We start from the raw sequence: 15,373 nt of genomic DNA on the forward strand, positions 1-15,373 counted from the left end.
TAGATTTATTTCTACTTATGTAAAATCGAATTTATTATTCGGATAAACTCAGGAATTGAATTGGTGTTAGTATCAACACCGAGGCTATTGTTTCCGTATGGCTCATATTTTTTTACATTCGCTCCAGAAAACAAACCCACTGTTGGCACTTTTGAAGCGCTTGCCAAATGCATAATACCACTGTCAGCTCCAATAAAAATTACAGAATTTGCCATAACTGATCCTATTTCGCGAACATCTTTACTATAAAAAGAAGGCGCCTGAAAATTTATTTGAGAGACATTTTCGACTGGCAGAATTTCAAAAATATTATAGTCAGCTTCATATTCCTTTTTCAAAGCGGCGTAAAACTCTTCCCACCATTCTACGCAATAACATTTTTCTCCGGTTGCATAAGTAAATATGGCAATTGATTTTTTGTTTTCGTCTACGATACCTTTTAAAATTGCTTTTCCTTTTGCAATCTCATCTGGAGATAATTTTAAATCGATTAATGCAACTGGTTCTTTTTTATCTTCGGCTCCAAATTGGCTCAAGGCATATCTAAAATTATAAACAGGATATTTTGCAATATGATCATAATCTTCATAAGGGAGTTTTACATTTTCTGGAAGATCTCCAAAAATTTTAAATCTCGCATTTGAAAATTTTACCGCTAGACGACCCGATGAAGAATTTTGATCAACATTAATAGCGACGTCATAATTTTGTTTTCTTATCAATGTCCAAACTTTCAAATATTTGATTAATTCTTTGAAAGGCTTTTTAGGCAAGTCGATTATTTTATCAATGTTTTTGTAGTTTTCAAAAACAATTGGAGCAAGCGTTCCTTTTACAAATAAATCAATTTTGCAATTTGGAAATGTCTCGGTAACTTCTTGAATAAGCGGCGTAATTAAAAGCAAATTTCCCAATCTTTTATTTGGTCTAGAAATAAGCACTTTTTTGATTTTGCTATTGTCAATTTGCTCGCTGCTCTGCAAGTCAGAGCGGCCAATATTCTTGGTTAAACTACGCATTATGTTGCGTCTGAATACGTTAACTTTCTTTAAGTTACTCATTCACTTTTGTTTTTAGAATTAAAAAAGTTTTTTTGCTTTATTAATTGATCAACGGTATTGAACCAATCAAATATAAGTTAAATATTTCTTAAAATTAAATTCTTTGAATAAGTAAACTTTACAATATTGTAAATTAATTTAACAAAATTCACATCATCTATTCTTAAAAGCGCCGAAAATACAACGATTACATCACCCATTTGGGAATTTTATACGGAGGCTGAAAATGAATAGACGAAACCCAGTTTATCCTAGACGTTTATGGTCACAACATAGCCTTCTGAACCGCGAATGTTGAAAACGGTTCCGTTTTCGAACAATAAGTATTGTCCTTTAATTCCAACTAATTTACCTTGAAAAGAAGGCGTTTTATCTAAATTAAGACTATTTATTTTTGCAGGATAACTTAAAACAGGGTATTGTAATTGGTAAACATCATTTTTTTGACTGTAAAAATAATCCTTTGCTTCGGCTGGAATTAAGCTTTCTACTTTTGATTTTTCAAGAATCAAATCGCATGAATCTGAGGTACATTGAAGCATTTTTCTCCAGTTCGTTTTATCTGTATAATGCTCTTTTAGAGCGACCTCTGTAATCCCTGCTAAATATCTGTTTGGAACCTCAACAATAGCAATTGCCTGAGTGGCACCTTGATCAATCCATCTTGTTGGGACTTGTGTTTTTCTTGTCACTCCTACCTTTACTTCAGTTGAAAAAGCAAAATAAACTATATGAGGCTGTAATTGCACCTGTGATTCATATTCTAAATCACGATCAGCTATTCCTAAATGAGCCGTACTCAATTCTGGTCGCATAATCCAGTCTCCAACCGCAGCACTTGAATAGAAACAATCGTAACAAAAACCTTGTCTGTATATTTTTTTCTTTTTACTGCAATTCAAACATTGAAAACCAGCAAAATTTATCTCAATCTCTTTATCCAATAATTGATTCATACTTAGGAAACTATCTTCGAAAACCAAATAATATTGAATTGGATTTCCCATTTCAGTCTGCATTTTTGTAAGTACGCCTTGGTAAGTCATTGTATTTTTTATTGAAGATTTTAGTTTTTAGTTTTACTTCTTTGAGTTCTAAATTTAGTTTTTAATTCAATTTAAATAGAATCTTTACTCCATTTAGAATGGTTTTTTTTACAAAAAAGTACTATTTTTGATAAGATGACAAAGTTAGTATTTGTCTCTTGATATTCAAATTTTAAATTTCTTGATTTTCTGCAATGCGTAAGATCAAAAATGTAAAATCAGCAATCTAAAACCTAAAACTCACTCATGCCTGTATCTATCATTAACTCTTTCGCATCTTGGGTCCTCAAACAAAGGATACACCAAATAGAGCTTTTTCTAAAATATCCGAATGAAGTTCAAGAAGAACTGTTGCATAATTTATTGACTGCATCAGAATATACTATAGTGGGGAAAAAATATGATTTTGCATCTATAAATTCATATCAGACATTTGCAGAAAGAGTTCCGATTTCGACATATGAAGAATTACAGCCTTTGATTGAACGAACGCGTCAGGGCGAGCAAAATGTTTTTTGGGAAACTCCAATAAAATGGTTTGCCAAATCAAGTGGTACTACAAATGCCAAAAGCAAATTTATCCCCGTAAGCAACGAAGCTTTAGAAGATTGCCATTACAAAGGGAGTAAAGATTTGCTTTGTCTGTATTTAAATAATAATGAAGATTCTGAATTGTTTCTTGGTAAGAGCTTACGCCTAGGTGGAAGCTCTCAGATATATGAAAACAACAATACGTTCTTTGGAGATTTATCGGCAATTTTAATTGAAAACATGCCAATTTGGGCCGAATTCAGCAGTACGCCAAGCAGTAAAACTTCGCTGATGAGCGAGTGGGAAACCAAAATTGCAGCAATTATAAATGAAACCAAAAACGAAAATGTAACCAGTTTTGCCGGAGTTCCGTCTTGGATGCTGGTTTTAATGAATAAAGTTTTAGAAAATACAGGCAATCAAAATTTGCTTGAACTTTGGCCAAATCTTGAAGTTTACTTTCATGGAGGTGTAAGTTTTTCTCCTTATAAAGAACAATACAAGAAAATTTTGCCTAGTTCGGATTTTAAATACTACGAAATTTACAACGCATCTGAAGGCTTTTTTGCTATTCAGGATTTGAATAATTCAAGTGATTTATTATTGATGTTGGATTACGGAATTTTCTACGAATTTATTCCGATGGATACTTTTGGAACTCCAAATCAAAAAGCAATTCGTCTTGCCGATGTTGAACTGAATAAAAATTACGCCATTGTGATTACGACCAATTCTGGTTTATGGCGTTACTTAATTGGCGACACAGTTCGTTTTACCTCTTTAAATCCATATCGAATTAGAGTTACAGGAAGAACCAAACATCATATTAATGTTTTTGGGGAAGAATTAATGGTTGAAAACACCGATCAGGCAATTGCTAAAGCATGTCAGGTCACTCAAACCGAAGTGATCGATTATACCGTTGCTCCTATTTTTATGCAGGACAAAGAAAAAGGTGCACACGAATGGATGATCGAATTCAAGAAAAAACCGGCTGATGTAGGACTTTTCCAGAAAGTTTTGGATGAAACATTGCAAACTTTAAATTCTGATTACGAAGCCAAACGCCAAAACAATATGACACTAAATCCTTTGGTGATTAATGTTGCTCGTGAGAATTTATTTTATGACTGGTTGAAGGAAAGAGATAAATTAGGAGGACAACATAAGATTCCTAGACTTTCGAATCAAAGAGATTATTTAGAGCAGTTGAAGGAGATGTAAGTTTAAAATTCAATATTTAAACAATAACAAGTAAAAATGACCGAATTCACTATAGGTTTGAGTAAAAGGAAATTATTTTTTGCTTTTATAGGCTCGACAATCTTTCTTATATTAGGAATCCAATTTATTTTTGAACCTGAAAAATATATTTCTTCCGTTTTTAGAAATACTGAATTTATTAGAATTGCTGGTTTTGCTTCATTTATTTTTTCCGGATTATGTCTAATCTATATCGTATTTAAAGCTTTTGATAAAAAACCTGGATTAATTGTCAATCAAAATGGAATTACAGACAATTCAAATTTTAGTAGTGTAGGCTTGATTAAATGGTCAGAAATTATAGGAATACGAACGCAGCAAGTTATGTCAACTAAATTTTTATTAATTGATGTTTCAAATCCTAAAGATTTTATTCAGAAAAGTTCGAGTTTTAAAGCGTGGCTTATGAAAGCTAACTTAAAAATGTACCATACGCCATTATCAATTACTTCTAATAGCTTAAAATACAATTTTGACGATCTTGAAAAATTAGTACATCAAGAATGGAGTAAATATAAAAATTCCTGATAAGAAATACCTAATTAACCCAAAATGAAATAAAAAATGAAAAAGAAGTTTAGCGAAATGACTAGTGAAGAATTAATTAAAACACAGAAATCATTAAAAACGGTAACTTACCTGTTTGGTGTAGTATTGCTTCTTTTATTTTGTCTTAACATATTCCTAGTCGCTAATAAAGGTTTTAGCGCTTCTAATGTTATTCCTATTGCATTGCTACCTATTTTCATATTGAATATGAATACCTTAAAAGAAATCAAAAAAGAATTACAATCTCGAGAACAACTTTAAAAGTAATTCCACTAAACCGCATGAGGGATAGAAGTGGAAATCCTTTTGTGTCTCGTTTCTTTAACGAGACACAAAAGATTGTAACGGATAGCCCGGCCCAGAGGAACATGCCATTATTAAGATTCTGAGACTCTAAGATTCTAAGTTGCTAAGATTTTCTCAATATTGTCATTTTGACGAAGGAGACTCGAGCGATAGCGACTGGCGAAGCAAATCTTCGCGAGAAACTCGACAAAGATTGACTACTTGGAACGGAGCTACTAGCGAGGATTTCTCCTCCCTCGAAATGACAAAAACGCTTATTACATCATATCAATATACCTGTCATGATACCCTAAAAGATATAAAACACCATCAAGACCTAAACTAGAAATTGAGGTTGACGCGCTTTCTTTTACTTTTGGTTTTGCATGAAAAGCGATTCCAAGGCCGGCTAAATTAAGCATTGGCAAATCGTTTGCTCCGTCGCCCACTGCGATTGTTTGGTTGATGTGAATTCCTTCTTTTTCGGCAATGGCTTTTAGGTGTTCGGCTTTCTTTTGTCCGTCTACGATGTCGCCTATATATTTTCCGGTTAGTTTACCGTCTTTAATTTCTAATTGATTGGCATGCACATAATCGATACCCAATTCTTTTTGAAGATATTCGCCGAAATAAGTGAAACCTCCAGAAAGAATTGCCGTTTTATATCCGTAATATTTTAAAGCTTTCATCAAGCGGTGCGCACCTTGCGTGATTGGCAAATTTATGGCAACGTTTTGAAGCACTTCTTCGCTTAAACCTTCTAGCAAAGCCATACGCTGTTTAAAACTTTCGTTGAAATCAATTTCGCCGTTCATAGCAGATTCTGTGATTGCGCGAACTTGTGGTCCTACTCCATTTAATTCTGCCAATTCGTCGATAACTTCGGTTTGGATCAAAGTTGAGTCCATATCGAAACAAACCAAACGACGGTTTCGTCTGTAAATATTGTCTTCCTGGAAAGAAATATCGACATTTAAAGTTCTTGAAATTTCCATAAAACTTGCCGTCATGACAATTTTATTTACAATTTCGCCCGTTACAGATAATTGAATACAAGAACGCGGATATTCTTCTTTTTCAACGATAGAAGTTCTGCCTGTTAATCGTATAATAGAATCAATATTCAGGTTTTGATCTGACATTATTTTAGTCACTGCAGCCAATTGAGAAGCTGCTAATTTTTCGCCTAAAATATTGATAATATAGCGTTGTTTTGATTGTGATTTTACCCACTTTTCATAGTCTTCGATAGAAATTGGAATAAATTTTACTTTAATTTCCAATTCGTAAGCTTTGAATAATAAATCTTTTAAAACTGGCGCCGAAGAAGAACCGGCTTCAATTTCAAACAAAATTCCCAAAGAAAGCGTATCGTGAATATCGGCCTGGCCAATATCTAAAATATTAGCATCATAAGCCGCCAATACGGCTGTTAAACCTGCCGTAACTCCTATTTTATCATGTCCTGAAACTTTTAATAAAATAATTTCTTTATCCTCTATTGCCATTTTTTCTTTATTGATTTTGAAGCGACAAAAATCGGCAATCTATCGTTGATAAAAAAGAATAATCTTTGTTTTTTTTGCAAACAAAAAGCGCATATTCATGCGCTTTTTTAAGTAATTTAACAATAATACGCCACTATTAAAATAACGTAACAAAGTGGTTATAAAAACTATTTTTGATTTTCGTCAAAGTTTACCATCCAATTGATTCCGAATTTATCTTTGAACATTCCGAAATAAGCGCCCCAAAAAGTTTTATTCAAAGGCATTTCTACTTTTCCACCAGCCGAAAGTCCGTTGAAAATTCTATCTGCTTCTTCTGTGCTTTCTGTATTGATCGAAACTGAAAAATTTTCTCCAAAAGGCAAATCTCCAAATCTTGTCGAACTGTCGCTTCCCATTAAAACGGTACTTCCAATTGGCAATGAAACGTGCATAATTCTCTCTGCATCTTCTGCAGAAACTTGATCACATCCCTCTTCAGCAGGCATGTCTTTAAACTTTCCTATATAAGGAAATTCTCCCCCAAAAACTGATTTGTAAAATAGAAATGCTTCTTCGCAATTTCCATTAAATAATAAATACGGATTTACTGTTGCCATGATATTTTTTTTTAATTGTTGATTGTTAATGCCTTTAAAAAGGGTAGAAATAAAAAAATCTTTACTCTTTACTCTTTACTCTTCACTCTTCACTCTTTACTCTTCACTCTTTACTCTTCACTCTTTACTCTTTACTCTTTACTCTTTACTCTTCACTCTTTACTCTTCACTCTTCACTCTTCACCCTTCACTCTTCACTCTTTACTCTTTCTGCCAGTTCTTTCACTTTCTCCAATCCTTTCGGAAAAGCTTCTTTAAAATAATCGATATATTTTTCGACAACGTCAACCTGAGCAGTCAAATCGACAAATTCATCATCTGGAGTTAATCGATACGTTTCCATCGCACCGCTCCATTTTTTAGTTTCTTCGTCAAGAGGCAGTTCCTTATGATCTTTAATTTCTCCAATATGCTTAAAAGCCATATATTCATTAGGAATTTTCTTTTCGATAATGCTGTTCATTCCTTCACCATTTGGTGACATAAAATGTATTTTATCACCTTCATTCCAATCACTTATGGCATATGAACCTTCGCAAAAAGCACCTGTCCATTCTTTATAAGTGTCATCTTTCCACAAAACCTCCCAAACTTTTGTTGCAGGAGCTTTAATTCTAATTTTAAATTCTAATGTTTCCATACTTACGACAATTTACTAAAATCCATAAACAAAACATTCCATCGATGTCCGTCTAAATCAGCAAATCCAAAGCCATACATCCAGCCTTGGCTTTCTGCCGGTGGTGCAAAAACAGTTCCTCCGGCTTCTTTAACTTTCTCCGCCAATTCGTTTACTTCTTCTTTGCTTTCTGCATCGATCGAAATCAAAACTTCTGAGCCAGAGTTTGTGTCAATAACAGCATTTTGAGAAAAAGTAGAAAAAAGAGATTCTTCAAAAAGCATTACAACAAAGTGTCCTTCACCCACAATCATGCACGTCGAACTTGGCGTATCATGCTGTTCATTAAACGAAAAACCAATTTTCCAGAAAAAATCTTTCGCTTTTGCTACATCCTTTACAGGAAGATTCAACCATATTTGTTTTGTCATTTTTTTTAGTTTTTTGGTTTGATATTGTGTTAGTAAATAATTTTAACTCTGAATCTTTGCTACTTTGAGCCTTTGCACCTCAAAAAACAATTAGTTGTTCTCTACGTAATTTTTAAAATTATCCAAAATTGCCTGCCAGCCACCACGCTGCATTTCCTCAGGATTTTGAGTTTCTGGTTCAAAACTTTCAATTATCTCAATTCCTTCCGGGATTTCTTTAAAGATAATTTCAGCCTTTCTTCCGTCTCCCATTGTATAATTGATTGCTTCATTTTCTTTTACCAAAGTATATTCTCCCCAAAAATCAAAACTCATACTGCCATCTTTTGCCGCCATGGTTGTTGAGAATTTTCCTCCTTCTCTTAAATCATTTTCTGCAAGAGGAGCATGCCATTCTGGAGATGCAAATGCCCATTTTGTAATGTGTTCAGGTTTATTCCAAAATTCCCATACTTTTTCTATTGTACTCTTTATTGTTGTTTGTACTGTAATCATTTTATAGCTATTTAAAATTTTTCTTTTTTTATAATTACATATTTGCAGGTATCTGACTTTCGTCCATATAGAAAATTTCCCAGTGATGGCCATCAACATCTAAAAAGGTTCTTTGATACATCCATCCATAATCTTTTGCTGGAATATAATCTACTCCGCCAGCTTTAATAGCTTTTTCTATCATTTCATCTACTTGTTCTCGAGAATCCAAAGAAATTGAAATAAGAACTTCGCTAGTTGTTGCAGCATCACAAATTTGTTTTTTGGTAAAGGTTTGATAAAACTCTTCCACCAAAATCATCACAAATATATTTTCGTCAATAACCAGACAAGCTCCTTTTTCATTTGTGAATTGTGGATTGGTCGAAAAGCCTAGCTTATTATAAAAAGCGACCGCCTTGTTTAAATCTTTTACAGCAAGATTTAAGAAGATTTTTGTTTTCATCTTGATAAAATTACGAATTAATTAAAACAAATTTAAAATTTTAAGATTACTTAAAAATGCTAATAAAAGTCAATTTTAGGGTCATTTGAGACATTTTACTTACTTTTGTTAGATTGCTAATCTTCTAAATACCACAAATCATGAGCAAGAAAACAGGTTTAATTGTACCGCACGATTACAAATTATTAAGTATAGCAGCAATTTTAGAGGTTTTTGAAACCGCCAATAAACTTAGCAAAGAAGTTAAAAAACCTTTTGATATTATGGTTTTTCAATCGGCTGGTCAAATTACAAATGAGCAGGTATTTGGTTATGATGTTCACGCAATTGAAACTTCAAATATTGATCTGGATCTAATTTTGATTCCCGCTTTTACCACAGATAATATGAGTGAAATGATTGCAAAGAACAAAGATTTTATTCCGTGGTTGAAAAAACAGCATCAATCTGGAGCTGAATTAGCCAGTTTTTGCACAGGCGCTTTTTTGTTTGCCGCTTCGGGATTGTTAAACGAAAAATTAGCTACTACACACGTCGACGCCTGCAGTGCTTTTACAAAAGCATTTCCGTTAGTGAAATTAAAACCCGAAGAAACCTTAACTGCTGATGGAAGTCTTTACACCAGCGGTGGTTCGACCTCATCATTTCATTTGCTGGTTCTTTTAGTTCAAAAATATTGTGGCAACGAAATCGCAGTTCAAATTGCAAAAATATTCTCAATTGATTTAAACCGATACAAACAAAGCTATTTCAGTACTTTCAGGCCAAATCATCTGCACAATGATACTTTGGTCGCTATGTTGCAGCAAAAAATCGAAAGTCAGTATCATACCATTGAAAAACTGGAAGAAATCACAAAAGATATTCCAACAAGCACCAGAAATATGACACGCCGATTTAAACAAGTAACCGGAATTCCGCCAATTGAATACCTGCAAAATATAAGAGTCGAAAGTTCAAAAAAATACTTAGAACAAACCCAGCTTTCAATTTCAGAAATTATAGAAAAAACAGGCTACAATGATCCCAAAGCATTTAGAAAAGTGTTTTATAAAATGGTTGGCATGAAGCCGATTGAATACAGAGAAAAATTTAGGGTTCAGTAATTTTTATTAGGAGCAGCAAATTTCGTTTTCAAAAGACGACTTGTCCTGCTCTACACTATATCTTTTGTGGTGAACCCCACCACAAAAGGATGTCGTTTCGATCAGGGCTAAACTAGAAATTTCATTTTCATAAGATTAACATCTGAAGGCTTTAAATTCTGTAATAAACTTTATTTTTTTACTAAGTAAACTAATTTTAATAATGCCGTTTTTCAAACTTAGAATTTTTCAAAGAAAAATTAATGCAAAAAGTTTTATCTATCTATAATTTTAATTACTATTTTTCCTATATTTAAACTCCATAACTAATCCTAAAGGCACCAATAAAATGAGAAAAATAGTATCTGTTTTTTTAATAGCGTTATCATTATTTAGTTGTAGCAGTGCTGAAAGCGATGTAATTTCCGGATTTGTTTACGATGGAAGCATAGACGTAACACTCACTAATTCTGATGGTTCCGATTTATTAAATCCCAAAACTCCTAATGCCTATAAGCAAGATCAAATAAAAATCCTTTACCTGGTTGAAGGCAAATTAATCCAAAAAGCCAACGGTACAGATTATCCTCGCAATTTTTTACTTTATGAACAAGATGGGCGTACTGTGATGCGAGTTTTTTTAAATAGTTCAGCGGATGAAAAATATCCTGAAACTTATATTCAATGGAATGAAAGTCAAACTGACATACTAAAAATTGAATTTAATAGAACAAATAATTCCATTACTAAAAAAACCATTTGGCTAAATGATCTATTAAAAACTGATATCAATCCTTATCTCAAAATCGTAAAATAACAGTACTTTCTAAAAAACAAAAACCACTTGGCAAATTCTGAAAGGTGGTCGTGATTTTAAGATTTAATAATCCACATCAAGACTTTTTTGTTCGTTTTCAAAAGTGCATCAATTTCTTTCATACTTTCGTTTGAAACTGCAGGGCAGCCCCAGCCTTCAGGAGTTCCTTCGGGATAAACTTCATTCTCAGAAACTGCTTCCCACGAATGTAAAACTATCGCGCGGTCTCTGGCATTTGAATTGGTTTTCTCTTTTCCCTGCAAAATGTAATTCACTTTTATTCCCCATTGACTTGCGCCTCGATCCAAAATAACATACTTGCCTAGTGAAGAACAATGTGAATCAAACTCGTTACTAATTTGTACTTTTTCTTTAGTTGTTGTTGCTCCCCATCTATTATCACCACAACCGTGACTAACCATACAAGATTTTATAATTGTATCCTTTTTAAAGTCATAAATAAAAAATCGCTTTAAACCAGAATGCAATCCTAAATCGATTAATATAAATTTATCTTTATTTAGGTTGTTTTGAAGCGTGTACTGTTTTGCCTCTTTATAAAATTTACTGTAATCAACCTCGATTCGAGGTTTTGGTTCTCCAATTATTTCAGTTGTACTTTCATTTTTAGAAATCACTATTTCTTTATTATCTTTTTGATTACAAGATAAAATTAAAGTCAAACCAATTGCAAAAATCATATTTTTCATACCTACAATTTACATAAAATCTGAAACGGAAATAGTACTTGAAAAGTATAAAAAAACCCGTTCAAATATATGAACAGGTTTAAAAAAGATTTGCCAAAACTTGACAAAGTTATTTTTATAATTTATGAAGCAATTTCCATACGCTTCAATAAGTTTTTGCTTAAAGTATGCTCTGCGTAATCTTTATCAATCGATAAAACTTTATCATCAGAACTTGGCAGTTCGTACATTGCATCTGTCAAGATTGCTTCACAAAGCGAACGTAATCCACGTGCACCTAATTTGTACTCTAATGCTTTATCAACAATAAAATCTAAAGCCTCATCAGTAATATTGAATTCAACATCATCCATTAAAAATAGCTTTTGATATTGTTTAACTAAAGCATTTTTAGGTTGTGTCAAAATTGCACGCAATGTTTCTCTGTCTAAAGGATCCATATGCGTTAAAACCGGCAAACGACCAATAATTTCCGGAATCAATCCGAAATCTTTAATATCTTTTGGGATAATATATTGCAATAAATTGTCTTTATCGATATTGTCAACATTTTTAGAAGTCGAATATCCAACTGCCTGACGATTTAAACGTTTAGAAATAATACGTTCAACACCATCAAAAGCACCTCCTGCAATAAATAAAATATTCTGAGTATTTACCTCAACAAATTTCTGATCTGGATGTTTACGTCCTCCTTTTGGCGGTACGTTCACAATTGTTCCTTCCAACAGTTTCAAAAGCGCCTGCTGTACACCTTCACCAGAAACGTCGCGCGTTATTGAAGGGTTATCACTCTTGCGGGCAATTTTATCAATTTCATCAATAAATACGATTCCTCTTTCTGCTTTGGTTACATCATAATCAGCAGCTTGTAACAGACGTGTTAAAATACTTTCAACATCTTCTCCTACATAACCAGCTTCTGTTAATACCGTCGCATCCACAATTGCCAACGGAACGTCTAACATTTTTGCGATTGTTTTAGCAACCAATGTTTTTCCGGTTCCGGTTTGACCTACCATAATGATGTTACTTTTTTCAATCTCAACTTCGTCGTCTAATTGCTGTTGCATTAAACGTTTGTAGTGATTGTAAACTGCAACCGACATTACTTTTTTTGTCTGGTCCTGACCAATAACATATTGATCTAGGAAAGCTCTGATTTCTTTTGGTTTCTTTAAAATTAAATCCCCAACAAGTTTCGCGCTTCCGCTTGATTTTAATTCTTCTAATACAATTCCGTGCGCTTGTTCAATACATTTATCACAAATATGTGCATTGATACCAGCAATCAATAAATTAGTTTCTGGCTTTTTTCTTCCACAAAACGAACATTCTAATACTACTTTTGCCATTCTTTATTTAAGTTACTAAGCTGCAAAGATACTAAGTTTCTAAGCTTTTTAATTAAAACTTTAAAACTTAACTCCTTACAGCTTAATATTTTTATTTTTTATTTAAAATTTAAATCACAAAGAACACTTAGAATCTTAGCGTCTTAGCAACTTAGAAGCTTAAAAAATTATCCTCTTCTCAAAACTTCATCAATCATTCCGTATTCTTTCGCTTCGTCAGCTTTCATCCAGTAATCGCGCTCACTGTCTTTGTGCACTCTTTCGAAAGTTTGTCCTGAATGGTGTGAAATAATGTTGTATAATTCATCTTTCAGTTTCAACATTTCGCGTAAGTTGATTTCCATATCTGTAGCAACTCCTTGTGCTCCTCCAGATGGCTGGTGAATCATTACACGTGAATGTGGCAAAGCCGAACGTTTTCCTGCTGCTCCTGCACATAATAAAACCGCTCCCATAGAAGCTGCCATACCTGTACAAATTGTAGCAACATCTGGCTTGATGTACTGCATAGTGTCATAAATTCCTAAACCTGCATAAACACTTCCTCCTGGAGAGTTTAAGTAAATTTGAATATCTTTTGATGCATCAGCGCTTTCTAAAAATAATAGCTGAGCCTGAACGATATTAGCGATTTGATCATCGATACCAGTTCCTAAAAAGATAATTCTGTCCATCATTAATCTTGAAAAAACGTCTAATTGAGAAATATTCAACTGACGTTCTTCGATAATATATGGAGTCATGTTTGTTGGGTTCATCGCTGCTATGATTTTATCATAATACATTGCGTTAACTCCTTGGTGCTTTGTAGCAAATTTTTTGAATTCTTTACCGTAGTTCATATTTTTAGTTTAAAGTTTGAAAGTCTAAAGTCAGAAAGTGACCTAAACGAATTTAACAAAGTTCATACCTTTTTATAAAGGATGTCAATTTGTCTTCTTTTTTTTAAGATGCTAAGATTCTAAGGCACTAAGATTCTAAGTTTTTTTTCTAAGAAACATTTACCAACTTAAAACCTGAAACAAAAAAAAGAACGCCAAGAGAATAAAATTTTCCATTGACGTTCAAATATAATTATTTTTATCTTTCAGTTTCTGTAATAAAATCTTAATTTTTAAAAAGTATACTTCTTAACTTTCGACTTTATAACTTTTGACTTCAGACTAAAATTTATTCTCCGTAAGACGCAGCGATAAATTCTTCGTAAGTAACTTCTTTAGTTGTTGGATTTGCTTTTTCTTTAAATAAATCTAACAATTTAGCTGCTACAACTTGCTCAGAAAGTCTTTTCACTTCTTCTTGATTAGATAAAACTCTAGCCACGATTCCTTGAACTTCTTCTTCAGTTGGGTTTGTTTGTCCAAATTGAGCCATTTGTTGTCTGATAGCACCTGAAGTAAATTCTTTTAAGTCTTCAAATGTAATTTGGATATTACTTTGAGCCATTGCTTTTCCTTCAATTAATTGAAAACGTAATCCTTTTTCAGATCTTGCGTATTCAACTTCAGCTTCTTCTGCAGAAAGTTTTTTCTCTCCAACAGTTTGTAACCATTTTTTAAGGAATTCAGCTGGTAAATCAAATTTTGTACTTTCGATCAAGAAATCCTGAACGTCTAATAATAATTTTTGGTCAGCTTGCTGTGCGAATTGCGCTTCAGCATCTTCTTTAATTTTAGCTTTTAAATCTTCTAAAGAAGCTACTTTTCCTTCACCAAAAAGTTTATCAAATAATTCTTGGTTTAATTCAGCCAATTCAGCTCCGTTGATAGCCTCGATAGTAAAGTTTACTTCGATATCTAAACCGTGAACATCATCATGAGCTACTTTTAAGTAATCCATTAATTGGTGATCATCTTCAAATAAACCTTTTGTGCTTACTGTTACAACATCACCAACTTTTTTACCGATGAATTTATCACCTGCTTTTTTGTTGAATGTAGCTACAGAAATTGTAGTTGTATTGTTGATACCTTTTTCTTCGTTTGTGAAAGTTCCAGTTAAATCTGAATCAGCTTCAACTTTATCTTGTGGAATTGCTTTTCCGAATTGTTTTTGGATACGCTCTACTTGTCCGTCGATTAATTTATCATCAGCAGTAACGATATATTTTACGATATTGTTTTTAGCTTCTAAATCAATTTCGAAGTTAGGAACCAAACCAATTTCGTATTCGAAAGTTAGTTCTTCAGCGTCCCAATCAAAGTTTTCGTTTTCTTTAGCAAGAGGAGTTCCTAAAAGATTTAATCTTTCAGACTGAACAAAACGCTCTAAAGCCAAATCAACAACTTTTTTAACTTCTTCCTGCTTAATTGCTTTTCCGTATTGTTTTTCAACAAGATCTTTAGGCACTTGACCTTTTCTAAAACCTTTAACGGTAGCCAAAGGCATTTTTTCGTTTATTCTTTTTGCTACTTGACCTTTATAATCCATGTGAACAACGTTTAAAACAATTGTCTCGTTCACAGCGTCTGTTGCTACTCTTTTAATATCCATCTTCTTCTTTAATTTACATAATAAAATTGGGTTGCAAAATTATAAAATTTTTGCAACCCAACCAAGTTTTTAATTTATTGT

17 protein-coding genes are annotated in these 15,373 nt (G+C 33.0%); 5 read left to right on the top strand and 12 right to left on the bottom strand.

Translation table 11 applies throughout. The features are described from left to right. Window positions 1–11: 11 nt before the first annotated feature. Together EV145_RS16830 and EV145_RS16835 are read right to left on the bottom strand one after the other, a co-directional pair. On the bottom strand, window positions 12–1,061 hold the full coding sequence (locus tag EV145_RS16830) for a glycosyltransferase family 9 protein (protein WP_133526361.1): 1,050 nt from the start codon (window positions 1,059–1,061) through the stop codon (window positions 12–14). A gap of 251 nt (window positions 1,062–1,312) precedes the next feature. Further along, window positions 1,313–2,107, bottom strand: a complete 795-nt coding sequence (locus tag EV145_RS16835; RefSeq protein WP_133526362.1) for a DUF2797 domain-containing protein — start codon at window positions 2,105–2,107, stop codon at window positions 1,313–1,315. Between the two features lie 246 nt (window positions 2,108–2,353). On the opposite strand from EV145_RS16835, the gene EV145_RS16840 reads away from it, so the two are divergent. Genes EV145_RS16840 through EV145_RS16850 form a run of 3 tightly spaced genes read left to right on the top strand, consistent with a single transcriptional unit; the run spans window position 2,354 to window position 4,711 of the window. Continuing rightward, entirely contained in the window at window positions 2,354–3,862 is a 1,509-nt protein-coding gene (locus tag EV145_RS16840; protein ID WP_133526363.1) for a GH3 auxin-responsive promoter family protein, read from the top strand. A gap of 36 nt (window positions 3,863–3,898) precedes the next feature. Then, window positions 3,899–4,429 carry an STM3941 family protein gene (locus EV145_RS16845; RefSeq protein WP_133526364.1) on the top strand — a complete coding sequence of 177 codons (531 nt, stop codon included), beginning with the start codon at window positions 3,899–3,901 and terminating at the stop codon, window positions 4,427–4,429. A gap of 36 nt (window positions 4,430–4,465) precedes the next feature. Beyond that, on the top strand, window positions 4,466–4,711 hold the full coding sequence (locus EV145_RS16850) for a redox-active disulfide protein 2 (RefSeq protein ID WP_133526365.1): 246 nt from the start codon (window positions 4,466–4,468) through the stop codon (window positions 4,709–4,711). Between the two features lie 302 nt (window positions 4,712–5,013). Here the strand turns inward: EV145_RS16850 and serB are convergent, their stop codons facing one another. From serB to EV145_RS16880, 6 genes are all read right to left on the bottom strand, one after another. Next, complete coding sequence (gene serB / locus EV145_RS16855) at window positions 5,014–6,243, bottom strand: phosphoserine phosphatase SerB (protein ID WP_133526366.1); 1,230 nt, start codon at window positions 6,241–6,243, stop codon at window positions 5,014–5,016. A gap of 167 nt (window positions 6,244–6,410) precedes the next feature. Then, window positions 6,411–6,842, bottom strand: a complete 432-nt coding sequence (locus tag EV145_RS16860; protein ID WP_133526367.1) for a VOC family protein — start codon at window positions 6,840–6,842, stop codon at window positions 6,411–6,413. Between the two features lie 187 nt (window positions 6,843–7,029). Further along, a complete protein-coding gene (locus EV145_RS16865) occupies window positions 7,030–7,482 on the bottom strand; it encodes an SRPBCC domain-containing protein (protein WP_133526368.1) in 453 nt (150 codons plus the stop codon). Between the two features lie 2 nt (window positions 7,483–7,484). After that, the gene (locus tag EV145_RS16870; RefSeq protein ID WP_133526369.1) at window positions 7,485–7,892 is read right to left on the bottom strand and encodes a VOC family protein; all 408 of its coding nucleotides are present in this window, start codon (window positions 7,890–7,892) and stop codon (window positions 7,485–7,487) included. 90 nt (window positions 7,893–7,982) lie between these two features. Beyond that, a complete protein-coding gene (locus EV145_RS16875; RefSeq protein ID WP_133526370.1) occupies window positions 7,983–8,387 on the bottom strand; it encodes an SRPBCC family protein in 405 nt (134 codons plus the stop codon). Between the two features lie 34 nt (window positions 8,388–8,421). After that, a complete protein-coding gene (locus EV145_RS16880; RefSeq protein ID WP_133526371.1) occupies window positions 8,422–8,832 on the bottom strand; it encodes a VOC family protein in 411 nt (136 codons plus the stop codon). Window positions 8,833–8,972: 140 nt separating this feature from the next. Between EV145_RS16880 and EV145_RS16885 the strand changes: the two genes are divergently transcribed. Together EV145_RS16885 and EV145_RS16890 are read left to right on the top strand one after the other, a co-directional pair. Next, on the top strand, window positions 8,973–9,938 hold the full coding sequence (locus EV145_RS16885; RefSeq protein ID WP_133526372.1) for a GlxA family transcriptional regulator: 966 nt from the start codon (window positions 8,973–8,975) through the stop codon (window positions 9,936–9,938). 328 nt (window positions 9,939–10,266) lie between these two features. Continuing rightward, a complete protein-coding gene (locus EV145_RS16890) occupies window positions 10,267–10,734 on the top strand; it encodes a hypothetical protein (protein ID WP_133526373.1) in 468 nt (155 codons plus the stop codon). A gap of 56 nt (window positions 10,735–10,790) precedes the next feature. Here the strand turns inward: EV145_RS16890 and EV145_RS16895 are convergent, their stop codons facing one another. The 4 genes from EV145_RS16895 to EV145_RS16910 form a co-directional block, all read right to left on the bottom strand. Next, window positions 10,791–11,444, bottom strand: a complete 654-nt coding sequence (locus EV145_RS16895; protein ID WP_133526374.1) for a murein L,D-transpeptidase catalytic domain-containing protein — start codon at window positions 11,442–11,444, stop codon at window positions 10,791–10,793. Window positions 11,445–11,566: 122 nt separating this feature from the next. Next, on the bottom strand, window positions 11,567–12,799 hold the full coding sequence (clpX, locus tag EV145_RS16900) for an ATP-dependent Clp protease ATP-binding subunit ClpX (protein WP_133526375.1): 1,233 nt from the start codon (window positions 12,797–12,799) through the stop codon (window positions 11,567–11,569). A gap of 167 nt (window positions 12,800–12,966) precedes the next feature. Continuing rightward, window positions 12,967–13,641, bottom strand: a complete 675-nt coding sequence (clpP, locus tag EV145_RS16905) for an ATP-dependent Clp endopeptidase proteolytic subunit ClpP (protein ID WP_133526376.1) — start codon at window positions 13,639–13,641, stop codon at window positions 12,967–12,969. Between the two features lie 328 nt (window positions 13,642–13,969). Then, a complete protein-coding gene (locus EV145_RS16910; protein ID WP_133526377.1) occupies window positions 13,970–15,292 on the bottom strand; it encodes a trigger factor in 1,323 nt (440 codons plus the stop codon). Window positions 15,293–15,373 lie beyond the last annotated feature (81 nt).

Source organism: Flavobacterium sp. 245, from assembly GCF_004362055.1.
GTDB lineage: Bacteria > Bacteroidota > Bacteroidia > Flavobacteriales > Flavobacteriaceae > Flavobacterium.